The sequence below is a fragment of the Pseudomonas sp. NS1(2017) genome, from assembly GCF_002269425.1.
In the GTDB taxonomy this organism is placed as follows: Bacteria; Pseudomonadota; Gammaproteobacteria; order Pseudomonadales; family Pseudomonadaceae; genus Aquipseudomonas; species Aquipseudomonas reactans.
The window spans coordinates 71,563-94,328 of the sequence record NZ_CP022960.1 but is presented as its reverse complement, the minus strand read 5'-3'; the positions used below and the strand labels follow the sequence as shown (position 1 = coordinate 94,328).

The 22,766-nt window shown below is 59.4% G+C and carries 25 protein-coding genes and 1 tRNA gene; 24 read left to right on the top strand and 2 right to left on the bottom strand.

The genetic code is table 11. The features are described 5' to 3' along the window. Positions 1-383: 383 nt before the first annotated feature. A tRNA-Leu gene (locus CI807_RS00445) sits at positions 384-468 on the bottom strand. A gap of 108 nt (positions 469-576) precedes the next feature. On the opposite strand from CI807_RS00445, the gene queA reads away from it, so the two are divergent. The 6 genes from queA (at position 577) to CI807_RS00415 (ending at position 6,650) form a co-directional block, all read left to right on the top strand. After that, the gene (gene queA / locus CI807_RS00440; RefSeq protein ID WP_095013461.1) at positions 577-1,626 is read left to right on the top strand and encodes a tRNA preQ1(34) S-adenosylmethionine ribosyltransferase-isomerase QueA; all 1,050 of its coding nucleotides are present in this window, start codon (positions 577-579) and stop codon (positions 1,624-1,626) included. Between the two features lie 5 nt (positions 1,627-1,631). Further along, positions 1,632-2,747, top strand: a complete 1,116-nt coding sequence (gene tgt / locus CI807_RS00435; RefSeq protein WP_003175976.1) for a tRNA guanosine(34) transglycosylase Tgt — start codon at positions 1,632-1,634, stop codon at positions 2,745-2,747. A gap of 43 nt (positions 2,748-2,790) precedes the next feature. After that, entirely contained in the window at positions 2,791-3,129 is a 339-nt protein-coding gene (yajC, locus tag CI807_RS00430; RefSeq protein ID WP_003175975.1) for a preprotein translocase subunit YajC, read from the top strand. A 62-nt stretch (positions 3,130-3,191) separates the two neighbouring features. Then, on the top strand, positions 3,192-5,060 hold the full coding sequence (gene secD, locus CI807_RS00425; protein ID WP_095013460.1) for a protein translocase subunit SecD: 1,869 nt from the start codon (positions 3,192-3,194) through the stop codon (positions 5,058-5,060). A 9-nt stretch (positions 5,061-5,069) separates the two neighbouring features. Then, positions 5,070-5,984 (top strand): protein translocase subunit SecF, encoded by a 915-nt coding sequence (gene secF / locus CI807_RS00420; RefSeq protein ID WP_095013459.1) that lies wholly within the window; start codon positions 5,070-5,072, stop codon positions 5,982-5,984. Positions 5,985-6,107: 123 nt separating this feature from the next. Further along, positions 6,108-6,650 (top strand): glycine zipper 2TM domain-containing protein, encoded by a 543-nt coding sequence (locus tag CI807_RS00415; protein ID WP_010207894.1) that lies wholly within the window; start codon positions 6,108-6,110, stop codon positions 6,648-6,650. A 57-nt stretch (positions 6,651-6,707) separates the two neighbouring features. Here CI807_RS00415 and suhB read toward each other — a convergent pair whose 3' ends face one another. After that, positions 6,708-7,523 carry an inositol-phosphate phosphatase gene (gene suhB / locus CI807_RS00410; protein ID WP_003175971.1) on the bottom strand — a complete coding sequence of 272 codons (816 nt, stop codon included), beginning with the start codon at positions 7,521-7,523 and terminating at the stop codon, positions 6,708-6,710. 145 nt (positions 7,524-7,668) lie between these two features. On the opposite strand from suhB, the gene trmJ reads away from it, so the two are divergent. The 18 genes from trmJ to bamB all read left to right on the top strand — a co-directional run bounded on the left by trmJ (position 7,669) and on the right by bamB (position 22,700). Then, positions 7,669-8,439, top strand: coding sequence for a tRNA (cytosine(32)/uridine(32)-2'-O)-methyltransferase TrmJ (gene trmJ, locus CI807_RS00405; RefSeq protein ID WP_095013458.1), 771 nt, complete (start codon positions 7,669-7,671; stop codon positions 8,437-8,439). Positions 8,440-8,441: 2 nt separating this feature from the next. Continuing rightward, positions 8,442-9,224, top strand: a complete 783-nt coding sequence (gene cysE / locus CI807_RS00400; protein WP_095013457.1) for a serine O-acetyltransferase — start codon at positions 8,442-8,444, stop codon at positions 9,222-9,224. 176 nt (positions 9,225-9,400) lie between these two features. After that, positions 9,401-9,892, top strand: coding sequence for a Fe-S cluster assembly transcriptional regulator IscR (gene iscR, locus CI807_RS00395; protein WP_003194020.1), 492 nt, complete (start codon positions 9,401-9,403; stop codon positions 9,890-9,892). A 50-nt stretch (positions 9,893-9,942) separates the two neighbouring features. Beyond that, positions 9,943-11,157 (top strand): IscS subfamily cysteine desulfurase, encoded by a 1,215-nt coding sequence (locus CI807_RS00390; protein ID WP_095013456.1) that lies wholly within the window; start codon positions 9,943-9,945, stop codon positions 11,155-11,157. 99 nt (positions 11,158-11,256) lie between these two features. Further along, entirely contained in the window at positions 11,257-11,643 is a 387-nt protein-coding gene (gene iscU, locus CI807_RS00385; protein ID WP_010207899.1) for a Fe-S cluster assembly scaffold IscU, read from the top strand. Between the two features lie 28 nt (positions 11,644-11,671). Then, the gene (gene iscA / locus CI807_RS00380; protein ID WP_003175963.1) at positions 11,672-11,995 is read left to right on the top strand and encodes an iron-sulfur cluster assembly protein IscA; all 324 of its coding nucleotides are present in this window, start codon (positions 11,672-11,674) and stop codon (positions 11,993-11,995) included. Between the two features lie 8 nt (positions 11,996-12,003). Further along, positions 12,004-12,525, top strand: coding sequence for a co-chaperone HscB (hscB, locus tag CI807_RS00375; RefSeq protein WP_095013455.1), 522 nt, complete (start codon positions 12,004-12,006; stop codon positions 12,523-12,525). Between the two features lie 53 nt (positions 12,526-12,578). After that, positions 12,579-14,441, top strand: coding sequence for a Fe-S protein assembly chaperone HscA (gene hscA, locus CI807_RS00370; RefSeq protein WP_095013454.1), 1,863 nt, complete (start codon positions 12,579-12,581; stop codon positions 14,439-14,441). A gap of 3 nt (positions 14,442-14,444) precedes the next feature. Next, the gene (gene fdx / locus CI807_RS00365) at positions 14,445-14,786 is read left to right on the top strand and encodes an ISC system 2Fe-2S type ferredoxin (protein WP_016977666.1); all 342 of its coding nucleotides are present in this window, start codon (positions 14,445-14,447) and stop codon (positions 14,784-14,786) included. Positions 14,787-14,800: 14 nt separating this feature from the next. After that, on the top strand, positions 14,801-15,001 hold the full coding sequence (gene iscX / locus CI807_RS00360) for a Fe-S cluster assembly protein IscX (RefSeq protein ID WP_016977667.1): 201 nt from the start codon (positions 14,801-14,803) through the stop codon (positions 14,999-15,001). A 92-nt stretch (positions 15,002-15,093) separates the two neighbouring features. Next, on the top strand, positions 15,094-15,519 hold the full coding sequence (ndk, locus tag CI807_RS00355; protein ID WP_003175956.1) for a nucleoside-diphosphate kinase: 426 nt from the start codon (positions 15,094-15,096) through the stop codon (positions 15,517-15,519). Positions 15,520-15,548: 29 nt separating this feature from the next. Then, on the top strand, positions 15,549-16,697 hold the full coding sequence (gene rlmN, locus CI807_RS00350; RefSeq protein ID WP_095013453.1) for a 23S rRNA (adenine(2503)-C(2))-methyltransferase RlmN: 1,149 nt from the start codon (positions 15,549-15,551) through the stop codon (positions 16,695-16,697). Between the two features lie 12 nt (positions 16,698-16,709). Next, entirely contained in the window at positions 16,710-17,468 is a 759-nt protein-coding gene (pilW, locus tag CI807_RS00345) for a type IV pilus biogenesis/stability protein PilW (protein WP_095013452.1), read from the top strand. Then, positions 17,468-18,448 carry a RodZ family helix-turn-helix domain-containing protein gene (locus CI807_RS00340; protein WP_095013451.1) on the top strand — a complete coding sequence of 327 codons (981 nt, stop codon included), beginning with the start codon at positions 17,468-17,470 and terminating at the stop codon, positions 18,446-18,448. Before pilW ends, CI807_RS00340 begins: the two co-directional genes overlap by 1 nt. Before the next feature lie 2 nt (positions 18,449-18,450). Beyond that, on the top strand, positions 18,451-19,560 hold the full coding sequence (gene ispG, locus CI807_RS00335) for a flavodoxin-dependent (E)-4-hydroxy-3-methylbut-2-enyl-diphosphate synthase (protein WP_003175952.1): 1,110 nt from the start codon (positions 18,451-18,453) through the stop codon (positions 19,558-19,560). Between the two features lie 23 nt (positions 19,561-19,583). Beyond that, a complete protein-coding gene (gene hisS, locus CI807_RS00330) occupies positions 19,584-20,873 on the top strand; it encodes a histidine--tRNA ligase (protein WP_095013450.1) in 1,290 nt (429 codons plus the stop codon). 41 nt (positions 20,874-20,914) lie between these two features. Then, positions 20,915-21,556 (top strand): tetratricopeptide repeat protein, encoded by a 642-nt coding sequence (locus tag CI807_RS00325; RefSeq protein WP_095013449.1) that lies wholly within the window; start codon positions 20,915-20,917, stop codon positions 21,554-21,556. Beyond that, positions 21,549-22,700 (top strand): outer membrane protein assembly factor BamB, encoded by a 1,152-nt coding sequence (gene bamB / locus CI807_RS00320; protein WP_016977674.1) that lies wholly within the window; start codon positions 21,549-21,551, stop codon positions 22,698-22,700. The genes CI807_RS00325 and bamB overlap by 8 nt, the downstream gene beginning before the upstream one ends. Positions 22,701-22,766: the final 66 nt, after the last annotated feature.

Below are 22,766 nucleotides of genomic sequence, written 5' to 3'. Positions count from 1 at the left end.
TAGGTCATCGTCAAGATTAAATTCCAGAACCCCATTTGCGAAAGCAGATGGGGTTTTGTTTTGGGCGGTCGAAAATTCCCAACGTACTTGGCGTGGCCATTTCATCGGGTGCTTTCAGTCTTGCATTAGTCTGGGTTTTTCATGCGTTCCCGGCAGTGCGGCATCAAAACACGTTCGACGCGCTGTGCGCTCCCTGGTGGCTGCTAGAGGCTCATGGGCATGCGATGAATGGTAGGCGGGCATTGCGCTCATAGGGCGTGTCAGGGCGCGTCTGGAGAGTACGCTTGGAGCGTAGATCCGCTCACAAAAGAACAACTCTGCGAGAGATGCACTTTTCTACAGACGAAAAAAAAGACCTTGAATTTCAAGGTCTTTTTTTAAGATGGTGCCCCGAGGGAGACTCGAACTCCCACTCCTTTCGAAAACGGATTTTGAATCCGCCGCGTCTACCAATTCCGCCATCAGGGCTCAATGGCGGCGAAGTATAGAGATGAGATTACCGTTGGTCAATCACCTTTCATGGTCAATTTTGACTAATTCCGCTAGACTTCCCGGCCCTGCTAGACGAACTCCATCATGCGCGTTGCTGACTTTACTTTTGAACTCCCTGATTCGCTGATCGCTCGCCACCCTTTGGCCGAGCGGCGCGCCAGTCGACTGCTGACCCTGGACGGGGTGAGTGGCGCCCTCGCACACCGTCAATTCACTGATTTGCTTGAGCATTTGCGCCCAGGCGATCTGATGGTGTTCAACAATACCCGGGTGATTCCGGCGCGGCTGTTTGGCCAGAAAGCTTCCGGTGGCAAGCTGGAAATTCTGGTGGAGCGGGTACTGGACAGTCATCGCGTACTGGCCCATGTGCGCTCCAGCAAGTCGCCGAAGCCGGGTTCCAGCATCCTCATCGATGGCGGTGGCGAAGCCGAGATGGTGGCGCGTCATGAGGCGCTGTTCGAACTCAAGTTTGCCGAAGAGGTATTGCCGCTGCTGGAGCGCGTCGGCCATATGCCGCTGCCGCCCTATATAGATCGCCCCGACGAAGATTCGGACCGCGAGCGCTATCAGACGGTGTACTCCCAGCGCCTCGGCGCCGTTGCCGCGCCGACTGCGGGCCTGCACTTCGATCAGCCGCTGCTGGATGCGATTGCCGCCCAGGGCGTCGAGACCGCCTATGTGACCCTGCACGTGGGGGCCGGCACGTTTCAGCCGGTGCGTGTGGATAACATCGAAGACCACCATATGCACAGCGAGTGGTTGGAGGTCAGCCAGGAAGTGGTGGACGCTGTCGCGGCGTGCAAGGCGCGTGGCGGACGCGTAGTCGCAGTGGGCACCACCAGCGTGCGCTCGTTGGAAAGCGCGGCCCGTGATGGCGTGCTGAAGCCGTTCAGCGGCGACACCGATATCTTTATCTTCCCAGGCCGGCCCTTCCATGTGGTCGATTGCCTGGTGACCAACTTCCATCTGCCCGAATCCACGCTGTTGATGCTGGTTTCGGCATTTGCCGGTTACCCGGAAACCATGGCCGCTTATCAAGCCGCCATCGCCAACGAGTACCGTTTTTTCAGCTACGGTGATGCGATGTTTATCACCCGTAACCCGGCGCCACGCGGCCCAGAGGGAACCTTATGAGTCGTATGTCGTTTGAACTGCTTGCCACTGACGGCAAGGCCCGACGCGGTCGCCTGACCTTCCCGCGCGGCACCGTCGAGACCCCGGCTTTCATGCCGGTCGGCACCTACGGCACCGTCAAAGGCATGCTGCCGCGTGACATCGTCGCCACCGGTGCCGAGATCATCCTCGGCAACACCTTCCACCTGTGGCTGCGCCCGGGCACGGAAGTGATCAAGAAGCATGGCGACCTGCATGACTTCATGAAATGGCAAGGCCCGATCCTGACCGACTCGGGTGGCTTCCAGGTGTTCAGCCTGGGCGCCATGCGCAAGATCAAGGAGGAGGGCGTGACCTTCGCCTCGCCGGTGGACGGTTCCAAAGTGTTCATGGGCCCGGAAGAGTCGATGCAGGTCCAGCGTGACCTGGGCTCCGACATCGTGATGATTTTTGACGAGTGCACCCCGTACCCGGCTGACGAAGACGTCGCGCGGATTTCTATGGAGTTGTCCCTGCGTTGGGCCCAGCGTTCGAAGAATGCCCACGGCGACAACACTGCTGCGCTGTTCGGTATCGTCCAGGGTGGCATGCACGAAAGCCTGCGCAAACGCTCGCTGGAAGGCTTGGACAAAATCGGCTTTGACGGCCTGGCCATCGGCGGTCTGTCGGTGGGCGAGCCCAAGCACGAAATGATCAAGGTGCTGGATTACCTGCCGGGCCTGATGCCGGCTGACAAACCTCGTTACCTTATGGGCGTTGGCAAACCGGAAGATCTCGTAGAGGGTGTGCGCCGCGGTGTGGACATGTTCGATTGCGTGATGCCAACCCGTAATGCCCGCAATGGGCATCTGTTCATCGATACAGGCGTGTTGAAGATCCGTAACGCGTTCCATCGCCATGATGATTCGCCGCTGGATCCCACCTGTGATTGCTACACCTGCCAGAACTTCTCCCGTGCTTATCTGCACCATCTGGACAAGTGTGGGGAAATGCTGGGTAGCATGTTGAATACCATCCACAATTTGCGTCACTACCAAGTCCTGATGGCTGGTTTGCGCGAGGCTATTCAACAGGGTACATTGGCCGCCTTCGTCGATGCCTTCTATGCCAAGCGCGGGCTCCCTGTGCCGCCCTTGGACTGAGTTTTCCGACCCTAAGATTCACTATTTGCAACTGGAGTGCTAAATGAGCTTTTTTATCTCTAACGCCATGGCTGATGCCGCTGCGCCTGCTGCTGCCGGTCCTATGGGCGGTGGTTTCGAGTGGATTTTCCTGGTCGGCTTCCTGGTCATCTTCTACCTGATGATCTGGCGTCCACAGGCCAAGCGCGCCAAAGAGCAGAAAAACCTGCTGGGCAGCCTGCAGAAAGGTGACGAAGTTGTGACCACTGGCGGCATCGCCGGCAAGATCACCAAGGTTTCCGATGCTTTCGTGGTTCTGGAAGTTTCCGACACCGTAGAAATGAAGTTCCAGAAGGGCGCCATCGCCGCCACGCTGCCAAAAGGCACGCTCAAAGCGATCTGAGTAACAACCTTTACCAATCGACGGGGCGCGCAAGGCGCCCCGCGTTATAAGCGGGCGGCGTGATGCTGAACAAATACCCTCTGTGGAAATACGTACTGATCCTGGCGGTGCTGGCGATCGGTTTTATTTATTCCGCTCCCAATCTCTATCCTGATGACCCGGCGATCCAGATCTCTGGCGCCAGCACTTCGCTGCAAGTCAATCAGGCTGATCTGGACCGTGCGAGCAAAGCGCTCACTGACGCGGGCATTCAGGTTAAAGCGGCAACTTTGGCGGCTGGTTCGAAAGGCGGCTTGTTGCGCCTGACCAAGCAAGAAGACCAATTGCCGGCTAAAGACGTCGTGCGCAAGGTCATGGGTGATGACTACGTCGTTGCACTCAACCTGGCACAGACCACGCCACAATGGCTGCGCAGCATTGGCGCGCACCCGATGAAGCTGGGTCTGGACTTGTCCGGTGGTGTGCACTTCCTGCTGGAAGTCGACATGGACAAAGCCCTCGACGCCCGTCTTAAAGTCTACGAAGGCGACGTGAAGAGCCTGCTGCGTAAAGAGCGCCTGCGTTATCGCAGCCTGCCGCAGCTCAACGGTGCCATCCAGCTGGGCTTCTCTGACGAAGCTTCCCGCGAACAGGCCCGTGCACTGATCCGCAAGAACTTCAACGATTTCGATATCGTACCGGCTGACCTCAATGGCCAGGCTGTACTGCGTCTGGCGATGAGCCCGGCCAAGATCGCGGAAATCCGTGAATACTCCATCAAGCAGAACTTGACCACGGTACGTAACCGCGTCAACGAACTGGGTGTGGCCGAGCCTATCGTTCAGCGCCAGGGTGCCAACCGCATCGTGGTTGAACTGCCAGGCGTACAGGACACCGCTGAAGCCAAGCGTATCCTGGGTAAAACCGCCAACCTGGAATTCCGTCTCGCGGCTGAGCCGGGTGCTACCCGTGCGACTGCCGAAGAGTTCGAGTTCCGTGAAGGCAACCGTCCTCCTGCGTTGATCGAGCGTGGCTTGATCATCACCGGTGACCAGGTAACTGATGCCAAGGCTGGTTTCGGCGAGCACGGTACGCCTGAAGTGAACATCCGCCTGGATGGTCACGGCGGCGAACTGATGAGCCGCGCCACGCGCAGCAACGTCGGTCGCAGCATGGCGGTGATCTTCATCGAGCAACGCCCGGTGACCACCTATACCAAGCAGATGGTCAACGGCGTCGAGAAAGACGTGCCGGTTCAGACCTTCAAGGAAGAGAAGAAGATCATCAGCCTGGCGACCATCCAGTCGCCACTGGGTGCTCAATTCCGTATCACTGGCTTGAACGGCCAGGGCGAATCCTCGGAACTGGCGCTGCTGTTGCGTGCCGGTGGCCTGGCTGCCCCGATGTACTTCGCTGAAGAGCGTACCATTGGCCCGAGCCTGGGTGCCGACAACATCACCAAAGGTGTCGACGCAGCCTTGTGGGGCATGCTGTTCGTGTCCCTGTTCATCATCGCCATCTACCGCTTCTTCGGTGTTATCGCCACCGTGGCCCTGGCGGGCAACATGGTCATGCTGCTGGCCCTGATGTCGCTGCTGGGCGCTACGCTGACCTTGCCAGGTATCGCCGGTATCGTACTCACCATGGGTATGGCGGTAGACGCCAACGTACTGATCTTCTCGCGGATTCGTGAAGAGATCGCCAATGGCATGACCGTACAGCGTGCAATCAACGAAGGCTTCGGCCGGGCATTTACCGCGATTCTCGACTCCAACCTGACCACATTGCTGGTTGGCGGGATTCTCTTCGCCATGGGCACCGGCCCGGTCAAAGGTTTTGCGGTGACCATGTCCCTCGGTATCTTTACCTCGATGTTCACGGCCATCATGGTGACCCGCGCAATGGTCAACCTGATCTATGGCGGGCGTGACTTCAAGAAGTTGTGGATTTAAGGGGCTGCCATGTTACGTACAATCAACTTCATGGGCGTTCGCAACATTGCGTTCGGCGTCACTGTGCTCCTTACCGTTCTGGCGTTGTTCAGCTGGTTCCATAAGGGCCTGAACTACGGTCTGGACTTCACCGGCGGTACGCTTATCGAGCTGACCTACGAGAAGCCGGCCGATGTCACCCTGGTGCGTGGCGAGCTGGTCAAGGCCGGCTATCACGAAGCCATCGTGCAGAGCTTTGGTGCCACCACCGACCTGCTGGTGCGTATGCCTGGCGAAGACCCGCAACTGGGTCACCAGGTAGCCGAGGCCTTGCAGAAGGTCGGCGGCGACAACCCGGCGTCGGTCAAGCGCGTCGAGTTCGTGGGCCCGCAGGTCGGTGAAGAACTGCGCGACCAGGGCGGCCTCGGCATGCTGATGGCGCTGGTCGGCATCATGATCTACCTGGCGTTCCGCTTTCAGTGGAAGTTCGGTGTCGGCGCCATTGTGTCGCTGATCCACGACGTGATCGTCACAGTGGGTATCCTGGCGTACTTCCAGATTACCTTCGACCTGACCGTACTGGCCGCGGTGCTGGCGATCATTGGCTACTCCCTCAACGACACCATCGTGGTATTTGACCGGGTTCGTGAGAACTTCCGAGTGCTGCGCAAAGCGTCGCTGATCGAGAACATCAACATCTCCACCACCCAGACCCTGCTGCGGACCATGGCGACGTCGATCTCCACCTTGCTGGCGATCGCTGCGTTGATGATCTTCGGTGGCGACAACCTGTGGGGCTTCTCCCTGGCGCTGTTCATCGGCGTTCTGGCGGGTACCTACTCGTCGATCTACATCGCCAACGTGGTACTGATCTGGCTGAACCTCAGCAGTGAAGACCTGATCCCTCCGGCCAGCACTGGCAAGGAGGTCGACGACCGCCCTTGATGGGCGTTTGTTGATCCGCTGATACAAGAAAGGCGCGAGTATTGAACTCGCGCCTTTTTTTTTGCTCCAAGGCTGGGTATAGCGCGGACGTTTCGGTCCGCTTGTGATGGTCAGGAGGTTCACGTGAACAAGTCGTTGCTGGTTGGTGCGGTATTGGGTGCTGTCGGTGTGACTGCCGGGGGTGCTGTTGCCACCTACAGCCTGGTAAAAAGCGGCCCTGAGTATGCGCAAGTGCTGGCGGTGCAGCCGGTTAAAACCCAGATAAAAACTCCCCGTGAGGTCTGCAAGGACGTCACCGTGACCCGGCAACGTCCGGTGCAGGATCAGCATCAAATCGCCGGTACGGTCGTAGGCGCCCTGGCGGGTGGTTTGCTGGGCAACCAGATCGGTGGTGGTAATGGCAAGAAGCTGGCGACTGTAGCCGGCGCGGTGGGTGGCGGTTACGCCGGTAACAAGGTTCAGGAAGGTATGCAGAATCGCGATACCTACACCACCACGCAAACCCGTTGTAACACCGTCAACGACATCAGCGACAAGGTGGTCGGGTACGACGTGCGTTACAACCTGGATGGCAAGGAAGGTTCTGTGCGTATGGAGCGCGACCCAGGCAGCCAGATTCCAGTCGACAAAGAAGGTCGTCTGATCCTGGGTCAGAACCAGCAGTAACCGGTTCTACAGGCATAAAAAAAGCACCCCGAGGGGTGCTTTTTTGTGCTCGCTAGCTTAACGCTTCAGCGAAGCCGGCAGGTGCGGCTGGATCGCCGTCAATACTGCCTTGAAGCATTTGGTGTTGCCGGCAACCACGTGGCCTTTCTCAAGGAAATCATGACCGCCAGTGAAGTCGCTCACCAATCCGCCTGCTTCCTGGATCAGCAGGGCGCCTGCAGCCATGTCCCACTCGGACAGGCCGGACTCCCAGAACGCGTCGAAACGACCAGCAGCCACATAGGCCAGGTCCAGGCTCGCTGCGCCGGCGCGACGAATGCCAGCGGTCTGGCCAACGAGGGCGCGGAACATGCCCAGGTAGTTTTCCAGGTTGTCCATCTGGTCATCACGGAACGGGAAGCCGGTACCCAGTAGGGCGCCGTCCAGGCTGGTACGACCGCTGACACGCAGGCGACGACCATTCAGCTGGGCGCCACGGCCACGGCTGGCGGTGAATTCTTCCTGGCGAACCGGGTCGAGTACGACGGCGTGTTCCAGGCGACCACGGTATTTGCACGCGATGCTCACGGCAAAGTGCGGGATGCCGCGCAGGAAGTTGGTGGTGCCATCCAGTGGGTCGATGATCCACAGGTAGTCTTCGCCTTCACCGCTGCCTTTGTGCAAGCCGGTTTCTTCGCCGAGGATGCCGTGGGTAGGGTAAGCCTTGCGCAGCGCGTCGATGATTTTCTGTTCGGCGGCGCGATCCACCTCGGATACGTAATCCTTGGCGTCTTTTTCGTCGACCTTGATGGTATCCAGGCGCTCGATGGAGCGGAAGATCAATTCACTGGCGCTGCGGGCGGCGCGCAGCGCGATATTCAGCATGGGCTGCATGGATGTGTCACCTAAGGTTGTTAAAGAAAGCCGAGCATTCTAGCAGAAACTTTCTTCAGGTGAAGGACGACGTTAGCTTTCATGGCATAACCTTAGGCTGTTCTGTAAGATTTGCTCCCCTTTCCCGTGTCCGAGAGCGCCTCCCTTGCTGCAAAACATTCGTGTCGTCTTGGTCAATACCAGTCATCCCGGCAATATCGGTGGGGTGGCGCGAGCCATGAAAAACATGGGGCTGACGCGCCTGGTGCTGGTCGACCCGCGCGTGTTCCCGCACCACGAGGCCGATGCCCGCGCATCCGGCGCCAATGACCTTCTTGAAAAAGCCCAGGTCGTCGCCACCTTGGAAGACGCCTTGGTCGGCTGCAACCTGGTACTTGGCACCAGCGCTCGCGACCGTCGCATCCCTTGGCCGCTGCTGGATCCGCGTGAATGCGGCACCAAAGTGGTCGAGGAGGCTGCCGGTGGCGCTGAAATCGCCTTGGTCTTTGGTCGTGAAGATTCCGGCCTGACTAATGAAGAGCTGCAGCGATGTCATTACCACGTGCACATCCCATCGGACCCTGAGTTCAGCTCGCTGAACCTCGGGGCGGCGGTGCAGGTGTTGACCTACGAAGTGCGCATGGCCTGGCTGGCCGCTGAGGGGCAGCCGAGCAAGGTAGAGAAGGATGAAGTGGCGTCGACCAAGAGTGGCGAGTTGGCCACCATGGACGAGCTGGAGCGATTCTATGAGCACCTGGAGCAAACCCTGGTGGCCATCGAATTCCTCGATCCGGAAAAACCACGGCACTTGATGGCACGCCTGCGTCGCCTTTACGGACGCAGCTCGGTCAGCCGGGCGGAAATGAATATATTGCGTGGCATCCTCACGGAAACCCAGAAAGCGGCCCGTGGCGAGCTTCTTAAGCGGAAGGATTAAAAATGTTCGAGCGTTTGCGAGAAGATATCCAGAGTGTTTTCCACCGTGACCCGGCGGCGCGCAACGCCTTTGAAGTGCTGACCTGCTACCCGGGCATGCACGCCATCTGGATTCACCGCCTGTCCGGTGCCCTGTGGGGCATGGGCTGGAAATGGCTGGCGCGGTTGGTGTCGAACTTCGGGCGCTGGCTGACCGGGATCGAGATTCATCCGGGGGCCAAGGTCGGTCGTCGTTTCTTCATCGACCATGGCATGGGCATCGTGATTGGCGAGACTGCCGAGATCGGCGATGACGTGACCCTTTACCAGGGCGTGACGCTTGGCGGCACCAGCTGGAACAAGGGCAAGCGCCACCCAACTTTGGGTGATGGTGTGGTGGTAGGGGCGGGCGCGAAGGTGCTCGGCCCGTTCACTGTCGGCGCGGGCGCCAAGGTCGGCTCCAATGCGGTGGTGACCAAGGCTGTGCCGCCAGGTGCAACCGTTGTAGGTATTCCTGGCCGAATCATCGTCAAGCCGGAAGCCGGCGACGAGCAGGAAGCCAAGCGCAAGGCCATGGCTGAGAAGATCGGCTTCGATGCCTATGGCGTCAGCGAGGATATGCCCGACCCGGTGGCGCGAGCCATTGGCCAGTTGCTGGATCACCTGCAGGCGGTGGATGGCAAGCTGGACGGCATGTGCGGCGCGTTGAAGGACTTGGGCAGCCCCTACTGTGCGAAAGACCTGCCTGAACTGCGCGAAGAAGACTTCGCCGAAATCAAGGACGAAGCCTCCACCAAGGCAGGCTAAGTATTTGCTGTTGATCGGCGCAGCCCCGGTTGCGCTGGTCGATCCCACCCCATCCTGCTATGATTCGCGCGCCCTTTTTACGGGTAATCCTGACTAAAGTACTAGGTCTTATAGTTGACTTAAATACTCGGGAATCGCATACTTGCCCACATTCTGAAACACCTTGGTACTTGTCCATGAGACTGACTACAAAAGGCCGATACGCGGTGACTGCCATGCTCGACCTGGCTTTGCACGCGCAAACTGGGCCGGTGTCCCTGGCCGATATCTCCGAGCGCCAAGGCATTTCCCTGTCCTATCTCGAGCAACTGTTCGCCAAGCTGCGCCGTAGCAACCTGGTTTCCAGTGTGCGCGGGCCGGGTGGCGGCTATCAGTTGTCCCGCGACATGCAGGGGATCCAGGTGGCTCAGGTGATCGACGCGGTCAACGAATCCGTCGACGCCACCAAATGCCAGGGCCTGGGTGACTGCCACGCCGGCGACACCTGCCTGACACACCACTTGTGGTGTGACCTGAGCCTGCAGATCCATGAGTTTTTGAGTGGTATCAGCTTGGCTGATCTTGTGACTCGCCGTGAGGTGCAAGAAGTAGCCCAGCGTCAGGACCAGCGCCGTTGCAACACCAAGGCGCCGCGTCTGGACAAGATCGAAGCGTCCGCCGTCGAGTGACAGCCGAAGAGCTAACGGCACGCCAGCCAGCCTGATTTAGGAGAAAGTCCATGAAATTGCCGATTTACCTTGATTACTCAGCGACCACCCCGGTTGATCCGCGTGTCGCGCAAAAGATGAGCGAATGCCTGCTGGTTGACGGAAACTTCGGCAACCCGGCGTCCCGTTCCCACGTATTCGGCTGGAAAGCCGAGGAAGCGGTCGAGAACGCTCGTCGCCAAGTCGCTGACCTGGTCAACGCCGATCCTCGGGAAATCGTCTGGACCTCCGGTGCCACCGAGTCCGACAACCTGGCAATCAAGGGTGCGGCGCATTTCTATGCGACCAAGGGCAAACACCTGATCACCACCAAGATTGAGCACAAGGCTGTCCTCGACACCATGCGCCAACTGGAGCGTGAAGGTTTCGAGGTCACCTACCTCGAGCCAACCACCGACGGTATCGTCACCCCGGCCATGATCGAAGCAGCCCTGCGTGAAGACACCATCCTGGTTTCCGTGATCCACGTGAACAACGAAATCGGCACCATCAATGACATCGCGGCCATCGGCGAGCTGACCCGCTCGAAGGGTATCCTGCTGCACGTCGACGCTGCTCAGTCCACCGGCAAGGTCGACATCGACCTGTCGAAACTGAAAGTCGACCTGATGTCGTTCTCTGCCCACAAGACCTACGGCCCTAAAGGCATCGGCGCCCTGTACGTGAGCCGCAAGCCTCGCGTGCGTATCGAAGCCACCATGCACGGCGGCGGTCACGAGCGCGGCATGCGTTCGGGCACCCTGGCGACCCACCAGATCGTCGGCATGGGCGAAGCCTTCCGTGTAGCCAAGGAAGACATGGCTGCCGAAAACGTGCGCATCAAGGCCCTGAGCGACCGCTTCTACAAGCAGGTTGAAGGCCTTGAAGAGCTGTACATCAACGGCAGCATGACCGCCCGTGTACCGCACAACCTGAATTTGAGCTTCAACTACGTCGAAGGCGAGTCGCTGATCATGGCGCTCAAGGACCTGGCGGTTTCGTCCGGTTCGGCCTGCACCTCGGCGTCCCTTGAGCCTTCGTACGTACTGCGCGCCTTGGGCCGCAACGACGAACTGGCACACAGCTCGATCCGCTTTACGTTCGGCCGCTTCACCACCGAAGAACAAGTCGACTACGCCGCGCAGAAAGTCTGCGAAGCCGTCAACAAGCTGCGCGTTCTGTCGCCGCTGTGGGACATGTACAAAGACGGCGTCGATATTTCCAAGATCGAGTGGGCGGCACACTAACTATAGAAGCCGCCACCCCAGCTCTGTAGGAACGTGGCGGAAAACGCAGGCGTTTCTACAGGGTTCCAGAGCGGCCCTGATGAGTGAGGATTCAGTACCATGGCTTACAGCGAAAAGGTCATCGACCACTACGAAAACCCGCGCAACGTCGGCAAGATGGACGCGGAAGACCCAGATGTCGGCACCGGCATGGTCGGCGCTCCGGCGTGCGGCGATGTCATGCGCCTGCAGATCAAGGTCAACGACAATGGCGTTATCGAAGACGCCAAGTTCAAGACCTACGGCTGCGGTTCGGCCATCGCCTCCAGCTCCCTGGCGACCGAATGGATGAAAGGCAAGACCCTGGATGAGGCTGTCACCATCAGCAACACCCAGCTGGCCGAAGAACTGGCCCTGCCGCCAGTGAAAATCCACTGCTCGGTACTCGCAGAAGACGCCATCAAGGCGGCCGTTCGCGACTACAAGCAGAAGAAAGGCTTGATCTAAGCATTTGGCGACGAGTAAGGAGTCAACGATGGCTATCAGCATGACAGAAGCGGCTGCACAGCACATTCGCCGCTCCCTGAATGGGCGCGGTAAAGGTGAGGGGATTCGTCTGGGTGTTCGCACCACAGGCTGTTCCGGCCTTGCCTACGTGCTGGAGTTTGTCGACGAGGTGGTGGCGGAAGACCAGGTGTTCGAAAGTCACGGCGAGAAAGTGATCATCGACCCTAAAAGCCTGACCTACCTGGACGGCACCGAACTCGATTTCGTCAAGGAAGGGTTGAACGAAGGCTTCAAGTTCAACAACCCCAACGTGCGCGGTGAATGTGGCTGCGGCGAAAGCTTCAACATCTGAGGCTATTCGTGGGTACTCCTTGTCATTTCGCTTTATTCGAGCTGCAGCCGAGTTTTCGCCTGGACCTTGAGCAGCTTGCCACGCGCTACCGAGAGTTGGCGCGTGGGGTGCATCCGGACCGCTTCGCTGACGCTTCCGAGCGTGAGCAGCGCCTGGCGCTGGAGCGGTCGGCCAGCCTCAACGAAGCCTATCAGACCCTGAAAAACCCACCCAAGCGCGCACGCTACCTGCTTGCGATGAACGGTGGCGAGTTGCCGCTTGAAGTGACGGTGCACGACCCCGACTTCTTGATGCAGCAGATGCAGTGGCGCGAGGAGCTCGAAGAGTTGCAGGACGAAGCCGATCTTGCTGGCGTCGCAGTCTTCAAGCGTCGTCTGAAAACGGCCCAGGATGAGCTCAACGAAAGCTTCGCAGCCTGTTGGGATGATGCAGCGCAACGTGAACAGGCCGAACGCCTGATGCGGCGCATGCAGTTCCTCGACAAGCTCACCTACGAAGTGCGCCAGCTAGAAGAGCGCCTCGACGATTAACCCCGTGTGCTGCCCGTGATGCACGCCTGATAGACAGATAAGACCTGATTACCATGGCCCTACTGCAAATCGCCGAACCCGGCCAAAGCCCTCAACCGCACCAGCGTCGCCTGGCGGTCGGGATTGACCTGGGCACCACCAATTCTCTGGTTGCTGCCTTGCGCAGCGGTCTGTCCGAGCCGTTGCCCGACGCTGACGGGCAGGTGATCCTGCCGTCTGCCGTGCGCTACCACGCTGATCGCACTGAAGTCGGTGAATCGGCCAAGTTGGCGGCGTCTACCGATCCTCTGAATACCGTGTTGTCGGTCAAGCGCTTGATGGGTCGTGGTCTGTCCGACGTCAAGCAATTGGGCGACCAGCTGCCGTATCGCTTTGTCGGCGGTGAATCCCACATGCCGTTCATCGACACCATCCAGGGCCCGAAAAGCCCGGTGGAAGTGTCCGCCGATATCCTCAAGGTGCTGCGCCAGCGCGCGGAAAAAACCCTGGGCGGCGAACTGGTCGGTGCAGTGATCACCGTTCCGGCTTATTTCGATGACGCTCAGCGCCAAGCCACCAAGGACGCGGCGAAACTCGCCGGCTTGAACGTGCTGCGCCTGCTCAACGAGCCCACTGCGGCGGCCGTGGCTTATGGCCTGGACCAGCACGCAGAAGGCCTGGTCGCTATTTATGACCTGGGCGGCGGCACCTTTGATATTTCGATCCTGCGCCTCACCGGCGGTGTCTTCGAAGTGCTGGCCACCGGTGGCGACAGCGCCCTGGGCGGCGATGACTTCGACCACGCCATTGCGGGCTGGATCATCAGCAGCGCTGGCTTGTCCGCCGATCTGGATCCGGGCGCGCAGCGTAACCTGCTGCAAACCGCCTGCGCCGCCAAAGAAGCGCTGACGGATGCTGCAATCGTGGAGGTTTCCTACGGCACCTGGTCGGCCCAACTGACGCGCGAAGCCTTTGATGCGTTGATCGAGCCGATGGTTGCCCGCAGCCTGAAAGCCTGCCGCCGAGCCGTGCGTGACTCCGGTATCGAGTTGGAAAACGTCGGCGCCGTGGTCATGGTCGGTGGCTCCACCCGCGTGCCGCGCGTGCGTGAAGCTGTCGCCGAAGCCTTCGGTCGCCAGCCGCTGACTGAAATCGACCCGGATCAAGTGGTCGCCATCGGCGCCGCGATCCAGGCCGACACCCTGGCCGGCAACAAGCGCGATGGTGGCGAACTGCTGCTGCTCGACGTGATTCCGTTGTCCCTGGGTCTGGAAACCATGGGCGGCCTGATGGAGAAGGTGATTCCACGCAACACCACCATTCCCGTCGCCCGCGCCCAAGACTTCACCACGTACAAAGATGGCCAGACGGCCATGATGATTCATGTGCTGCAAGGCGAGCGCGAGCTGATCAGCGACTGCCGCTCCCTGGCGCGTTTTGAACTGCGCGGCATCCCGGCGATGGTCGCGGGTGCGGCGAAGATCCGCGTGACCTTCCAGGTTGACGCCGATGGCCTGTTGAATGTGGCCGCGCGCGAGCTGGGCTCAGGCGTTGAGGCGAGCATCCAGGTCAAGCCGTCCTACGGCCTGACCGACGGTGAAATCGCCAAGATGCTCAAGGACTCGTTCCAATATGCCGGTGACGACAAGGTCGCCCGTGTATTGCGTGAGCAGCAAGTCGACGCCCAGCGCCTGCTCGAAGCGGTGCAGGGCGCGCTGGATGCTGACGGCGAGCGTCTGTTGGATGCCGAAGAGCGCATGGTCATTGATCTGCAAATGCAGGAACTGGCCGAATTGATGAAAGGCGACGATGGTTACGCCATCGAGCAACAGACCAAGCGCCTGTCCCAAGTGACCGATGCTTTTGCCGCCCGCCGTATGGACCAGACGGTCAAAGCCGCCCTGGCGGGACGCAACCTGAATGAAATCGAGGAATAATTAATGCCGCAGGTCATTTTTCTGCCACACGCCGAGCATTGCCCGGACGGTATGGTCGTGGAGGCTGAGACCGGCAAGTCCATCCTCGAAGTTGCCCATGACAACCACATCGAGATCGAAAGTGCTTGCGGTGGCGTCAATGCCTGCACCACCTGTCACTGCATTATCCGCGAAGGTTTCAACAGTCTCGAAGAGGCCGATGAGCTGGAAGAGGACTATCTTGATAGGGCGTGGGGCCTGGAGCCGACATCGCGCCTGAGCTGTCAGGCGAAAGTAGGGACTGAAGACCTTACCGTCGAAATTCCGAAGTATTCGCTCAACCATGCCGCCGAAGCGCCGCATTGATTCAAGGAAGTGTCATGAGTCTTAAATGGGTTGATGTACAAGAGATCGCTATCCTGTTGGCCGATGCCAACCCTGATCTGGATCCTTACTCTCTGAACTTTGTAGCTTTGCGTGACATGGTCATGGCATTGCCAGGGTTTGAAGATGAGCGTGATCGCGGCGGTGAGAAGGTTCTGGAAGCTATCCAGACTGCCTGGAAAGAAGAACAGGACTGACGCCTCCCTTTACGCAGTTAGGCAATACCCAATAACCCGCGTATAATTCGCGGGTTTAATTTTTCGTAAATTACCGTTTCTGGAGTTACACCATGGCTGTTCAACGTACTTTCTCCATCATCAAGCCTGACGCTGTTGCAAAAAACGTCATCGGCGAGATCACCACTCGTTTCGAAAAAGCCGGCCTGAAGGTTGTAGCTTCGAAACTCAAGCAACTGTCCAAAGCCGAAGCTGAAGGCTTCTACGCTGAGCACAGCGCTCGTGGTTTCTTCGGCGACCTGGTTGCCTTCATGATCTCCGGTCCTGTTGTTGTTCAGGTTCTGGAAGGTGAAAACGCTATCGCTCTGAACCGTGAGCTGATGGGCGCTACCAACCCTAAAGAAGCTGCTGCCGGCACTATCCGTGCTGACTTCGCTGAATCCATCGACGCCAACGCCGTACACGGCTCGGACTCCGAAGCTGCTGCTGCTCGCGAAATCTCGTACTTTTTCGCTGCTACTGAAGTAACCGCTCGTTAAGCATCGGCTTAAAGAGTGAGGGTGAATCCATGACTACATCGACTGTTAAAACCAACCTGCTGGGTCTGACCCAGCCGGAAATGGAGAAATTCTTCGACTCAATCGGGGAGAAGCGTTTCCGTGCCGGTCAGGTAATGAAATGGATTCACCACTTTGGCGTCGACGATTTCGACGCCATGACGAACGTCAGCAAGGCCCTGCGCGACAAGCTCAAGGCTATTGCTGAGGTCCGTGGTCCCGAAGTGGTCAGCGAGGACATCTCCAGCGACGGCACCCGTAAGTGGGTGGTGCGCGTGGCGTCCGGCAGCTGCGTCGAGACCGTGTACATTCCCCAGGGCAAACGCGGCACCTTGTGCGTTTCGTCCCAGGCAGGCTGTGCCCTGGACTGCAGTTTCTGCTCCACCGGCAAGCAAGGCTTCAATAGCAACCTCACCGCCGCCGAAGTGATCGGCCAGGTGTGGATTGCCAACAAATCCTTTGGCAGCGTCCCGGCGACCGTCGACCGTGCCATCACCAACGTGGTGATGATGGGCATGGGTGAGCCGCTGCTGAACTTCGACAACGTCATTTCGGCCATGCACCTGATGATGGACGACCTGGGCTACGGCATCTCCAAGCGCCGCGTGACCCTGTCGACCTCTGGCGTGGTACCGATGATCGATGAGCTGGCCAAGCACATCGACGTCTCCCTGGCGTTGTCGCTGCATGCACCGAATGACGCATTGCGTAACCAATTGGTGCCAATCAACAAGAAGTATCCGCTTAAGATGCTGCTGGAATCTTGCCAGCGTTACATGGCGACCTTGGGCGAAAAACGCGTGTTGACCATTGAGTACACGATGCTCAAGGACATCAACGACAAGGTCGAACACGCGGTCGAGATGATCGAGTTGCTCAAGAACACCCCGTGCAAGATCAACCTGATTCCGTTTAACCCGTTTCCACATTCTGGCTACGAGCGGCCGAGCAACAACGCCATCCGCCGTTTCCAGGATCAACTGCACCAGGCTGGCTATAACGTGACCGTCCGCACCACGCGTGGTGAAGACATCGACGCCGCTTGTGGCCAATTGGTAGGGCAGGTGATGGACCGTACCCGCCGCAGCGAGCGTTATATCGCCGGACGCGAAGTGAAAGCCGCCGACGATTTACCGCTGATTGCTGTGAATCGAATCTGAGAGAGGATCTCTATGCCCTTGCGCCTTGCGCTGCTTTTGCTTGTTACCGGTCTCGCGGTCGGTTGTGTTTCATCGGGTCATGAGAGCCCTTTGCAAACCGGTAAAGGCCGTGACGAGGCGCGGGTTGCCTATGTGCAACTGGGCTTGGGTTATCTGCAACAAGGCATGAGTGAGCAGGCCAAGGTACCGCTGAAGAAGGCCCTGGAGCTGGACAGCGACGATGCCGACGCCAATGGCGCACTGGCCCTGGTGTTCCAGGCCCAGGCCGAGCCTGAACTGGCCGAACAGTATTTCCATAAGGCACTGGCTTCCCGGCCTGCGGATCCGCGGCTGCTGAACAATTACGGCAGCTTCCTGTTCGCGCAGAAACGTTATGACCAGGCCGCCCTTTATTTCCAGCAAGCCAGCGCCGATACCCTCTATCCTGAGCGTTCGCGGGTGTTCGAGAACCTTGGGGTGACCTCGATGCGCCTCGGTCAGCGCGATAGCGCCCGCCAGCAACTGGAAAAAGCCCTGCATTTGAACGGTCGCCAGCCTCGGGCGTTGCTCGAAATGGCTGAGTTATCCTTTGATGACAGGCATTATGTGCCGGCACGTGACTATTACGAGCGTTTTAGCCTGCTCAGCGGGCAAAATGCACGTAGTCTATTGCTCGGTGTGCGCCTGGCGACGGTTCATGAAGAACGCGACACGGCCGCACGTTTTGGCCAGCAACTCGAACGACTCTATCCCGGTACGCCGGAATATCAGCAATACCTGTCGGAGCAATGATGAAAGCGGCGCACCCGGAAGTTGTAGCAGCTAATCGCGTAAACCCAGGCGACACCTTGCGTCAGGCCCGCGAAAGCAATGGTTGGTCGCTGGCAGAAGTGGCCCTCAAGCTCAATTTGACCACGACGTCCCTGGGCAACCTGGAAGCCGGCGCGTTCGATAAGCTGCCTGGGCACACCTTTGCCCGCGGCTATATCCGCGCCTATGCCAAATTGCTGGGTATCGACCAGGCCATACTGGTTCAGGAGTTCGACCAATTCACCGGCACCGATTCCCAGGGCAGCAATGTCCACGGCCTGGGGCGTATCGAAGAGCCGGTGCGGGTTTCCCACACGATTTTGCGCATTGTCAGCCTGTTGCTGCTGATCGCGGTCATTGGTGGCGGTTTCGTCTGGTGGCAAGACCAGACCTCCCAGCGCACCAAGGACTTGACCAGCAACGCCATGGAGCACGTCGAAGTCGAGAGCGCTGACGGCACCACCCAGATTCACCCGCTGGATGAGCCGGAAGACCAGGCCGTTGCCGAAAGCCAGGCCGCGCCGGAAGCAGCGGCTGCCACCGAGCAGCCAGCCGCACCGGAAACCGCGCCAGCCGCGACTGCTGCCGCACCGGCTCCTGCAACGCCTGCTGCCCCGGCTCACACGCCGGCCGCTCCAGTGCAGACGCCAGCGACTCCGGCTCCCGCCGCTCCCGCTGCCCCTGCGATTTCGCCGCCCACCACCCCAGCCTTGATTGCCGGTGATGGCCGTGTACAGATTACCTTCATCGCTGACTGCTGGACGCAAGTCACCGATGGCAACGGCAAAGTGCTGTTCAGCGGTCTGAAGCGTAAGGGAGATACGCTCGACCAGGGCGGCAAGCCTCCTTTGACGCTGCGTCTGGGCTTTGCCCGTGGCGCGCAAGTGGCCTACAACGGCCAGCCTGTGGACGTAGCGCCGTTCACCAGTGGCGAGACCGCTCGCCTGAAGTTGGGACAATAGTCATGCACGGCGAATCTCCAATCAAACGTCGCGTATCGCGCAAGATCTGGGTCGGCTCGGTGCCGGTGGGTGGCGACGCCCCCATCGCGGTGCAAAGCATGACCAACAGCGACACCAATGATGTGGCCGCCACTGTTGCCCAGATCAATCGTCTGGAAGCGGCCGGCGTGGACATAGTGCGCGTCTCCGTGCCAGACATGGACGCTGCCGAAGCCTTTGGCCGCATCAAGCAACTGGTCAAGGTGCCGTTGGTGGCCGATATCCACTTCGACTACAAGATCGCTTTGCGCGTGGCCGAACTGGGTGTGGACTGCCTGCGTATCAACCCGGGCAACATCGGTCGTGAAGACCGTGTGCGTGCGGTGGTTGATGCGGCCCGCGACCGTGGCATTCCAATCCGTATCGGCGTCAACGCCGGTTCCCTGGAAAAAGACCTGCAAAAGAAATACGGCGAACCGACTCCGGCGGCGCTGGTTGAATCGGCGCTGCGCCACGTTGAGCACCTTGAACGCCTGAATTTCCAGGACTTCAAGGTCAGCGTAAAGGCCTCCGACGTGTTCATGGCGGTAGAAGCCTACCGCCTGCTGGCCAAGGAAATCGTGCAGCCGTTGCACCTGGGTATCACTGAAGCGGGCGGTTTACGTTCAGGCACAGTGAAATCTGCGGTGGGTCTCGGTATGCTGCTCGCCGAAGGGATTGGCGATACTATCCGCATCTCGCTGGCAGCAGACCCTGTAGAGGAAGTGAAAGTCGGTTACGACATTCTCAAATCCCTGCGTTTGCGTTCCCGTGGCATCAATTTCATTGCCTGCCCGAGCTGCTCGCGGCAGAACTTCGACGTGGTGAAAACCATGAACGATCTGGAATTGCGCCTTGAAGACCTGCTGGTGCCGCTGGATGTTGCGGTGATCGGCTGTGTGGTCAACGGGCCGGGCGAGGCCAAAGAGGCCCATGTGGGGCTGACCGGTGGTACGCCGAACCTGATCTACATCGACGGCAAGCCGTCGCAGAAGTTGACGAATGACAATCTGGTGGATGAGCTGGAAAAGCTGATCCGCGAGAAAGCGGCCGAAAAGGTCGCGGCTGACGCAGCGCTGATCGCGCGCGGCTGATTGAACGAATTTAAGGATTTGATGTGAGCAAGTCTCTGCAAGCCATTCGTGGCATGAACGACATCCTGCCGGAACAGACGCCGCTGTGGCGCTATTTCGAGGGCACTGTCGCGCGCCTGCTGGATAACTACGGTTACAAGCAGATCCGCATGCCGATCGTCGAGTTCACCGAGCTGTTCAAGCGCTCCATCGGTGAAGTGACCGACATCGTCGAAAAAGAGATGTACACCTTTGAAGACCGCAACGGCGACTCCCTGACCCTGCGTCCGGAAGGCACCGCTGCGTGCGTGCGCGCTGTGCTTGAGCATGGTCTCACCGGTGCTGGCCAGCCACAGAAATTGTGGTACATCGGCCCGATGTTCCGTCACGAACGCCCACAGAAAGGCCGTTATCGCCAGTTTCACCAGATCGGCCTGGAAGTGTTCAACATCGACGGCCCGGACATCGACGCCGAGCTGATCGTGCTGACCTGGCGCCTGTGGGGCCTGCTGGGCATCCGCGACGCGGTCAAGCTTGAACTCAACAGCCTGGGCACCAGTGAATCCCGCGGCCGCTACAAAGTGGCCCTGGTCGAGTACCTGTCCGCCCACCTGGACAAGTTGGACGAAGACAGCCAGCGCCGTCTGAAGACCAACCCATTGCGCGTCCTCGATACCAAGAACGCCGATACCCAGGCCGTGCTGGTCAACGCGCCGAAAATGGCCGACTACCTGGACGACGAGTCCCGTATCCACTTCGAGGGCCTCAAGGCTCGCCTGGAAGCAGCCGGTATTCCGTTCGTGATCAACACCAAGCTGGTGCGCGGCCTCGATTACTACAGCAAGACCGTATTCGAGTGGGTCACCGACAAGCTCGGCGCCCAGGGCACCGTGTGTGCCGGTGGTCGTTACGACGGCCTGGTCGAGCAGATGGGTGGCAAGCCTACCACCGGCGTGGGCTTCGCCATGGGCATCGAGCGGCTGATCCTGCTGCTGGAAACCCTGGAGCAGGTCCCGGAAGAGATCTCCCGTCAGGTGGACGTGTACCTGTGCGCCTTTGGCGAGGCCGCCGAACTGGCTGCCCTGGCCCTGAGCGAAAAGGTCCGCGACCAACTGCCCAACCTGCGCCTGCAAGTCAATGCCGGCGCCGGCAGCTTCAAGAGCCAGTTCAAGAAGGCCGACAAGAGCGGTGCACTGTATGCATTGATCCTCGGCGATGACGAATTGGCCCGGCAAGTGATAGGTTTCAAACCCCTGCGTGGTCAGGGCGAGCAACAGAACATTGCCTTTGATGCGCTCGCTGCGCACTTGGCCACCTGCGTCGTGCAGGGTTGAAGCTGTCGAACAGCCGAATTTAGCGATTAAGGAGTATTGGGGTGTCGAGTTCTGATGATGATCAACTGGCCGAGTTCAAGGACTGGTGGCAGCGTAACGGCAAGCCCCTGGTTACCGGCGGTCTGCTGGCTTTAGTGGTGGTGTTCGGCTGGCAAGCCTGGACCAAGTATCAGGCTAACCAGTCCCAAGGCGCCTCGATCCTCTATCAGCAATTGCTGGAAACCACCCTGACCCCGGACGGCAAGCCCGACCCTGCGCAGGTTGCAGACCTGGCTGGCAAGCTGAAGAACGAATTCGGCGGTAGCACCTACGCCCAGTACGGCAGCCTGTTCGTCGCGAAAGTCGCGGTCGACACCGGCAAGCTGGATGACGCCGCCGCTGAGCTGAAGGCCATCGCCGACAAGCCGACCAACCCAACCCTGGGTGAAATCGCACGTCAGCGCCTGGCTCAGGTACTGGCGGCACAGAACAAGGCTGACGAAGCACTCAAACTGCTCGACGGCGATGCTGACAAGGCATTTGCAGCCACTCGCGAAGAGCTCAAGGGCGACCTGTTGGTCCAATTGGGTCGTACCGACGAAGCCAATGCTGCGTACCAAAAAGCCAAGGCGGCGCTGTCTGATGAAGCGGCGGTCGGTGGCTTACAAATCAAGCTGGACGACTTGGCCAAAGGGGATGCGTGACGTGATCCGTTGGAAACATGCAGCATTGCTGGCTCTGGCCGTTCTGGCCGCGGGTTGCAGCAGCAACAGTAAAAAAGAACTGCCTCCGGCCGAGCTGACCAGCTTCAAGGAAGAAGTGGTCCTGCAAAAGCAGTGGAGCCGCTCCATCGGTGACGGTCAGGGCGACACCTACAACATGTTGGTACCGGCAATCGACGGTGACAACATTGTGGCCGCTGACGTGACCGGCGTGGTGATCTCCATGGATCGCATGAACGGCGACGTGAAGTGGAAGAAAGACCTCGAATTGCCAGTCTCCGGCGCCGTCGGCGTGGGCTACGGCATGGTGATGCTCGGCACGCTGAAAGGCGAAGTCGTGGCCCTGGACTCCAGCACCGGTGAAGAGAAATGGCGCGCTCGCGTGACCAGTGAAGTCCTCGCACCGCCTGCCACCAACGGCGATATCGTCGTGGTGCAAACCCAGGACGACCGTGTAATCGGCCTCGACGCCAGCACTGGCGAACAGCGTTGGTTGTACGACAGCACCCCAGCGGTACTGACGTTGCGCGGTACCAGTGGTCCGATTGTGACCAACAATCTGGCCGTTGCAGGCCTGTCGACCGGTAAAGTGGTCGCCCTGGATACCCAGAACGGCGTGCCGGCCTGGGAAACCCGTGTGGCCATCCCGCAAGGTCGTTCCGAGCTGGACCGGGTAGTGGACATCGACGGCGGCCTGCTGCTGTCCGGTGAAACCCTCTACGTCGCTACCTACCAGGGCCGTGTTGCCGCACTGGACCTGCAGAGCGGCCGCGTTAACTGGCAGCGTGATGCTTCCAGCTACGCCGGTGTCGCCCAAGGGTTTGGCAGCGTCTACGTAAGCCTGGCGTCAGGCACCGTTGAAAGTGTCGACGAACGCTCTACTACCGCGCTGTGGAGCAACGACTCCCTGGCTCGCCGTCAACTGTCGGCACCGGAAGTGTTCTCCAGCTACGTCGCAGTCGGTGACTTCGAAGGCTACCTGCACCTGCTGAGCCAGGTGGACGGTCGCTTCGTGGGTCGCGAGCGTATCGACAGCGACGGCCTGCGTGCGCGTCCGCTGGTCGTGGGTAACATGCTTTATGTGTTTGGCAACAGCGGCAAGCTGGAAGCCCTGACCATTAAGTAAGAACTATGCTTGGGGGGTAGCCCCTCAAGTAGCTTCACCTGTAGGAGCGAGCTTGCTCGCGAAAAT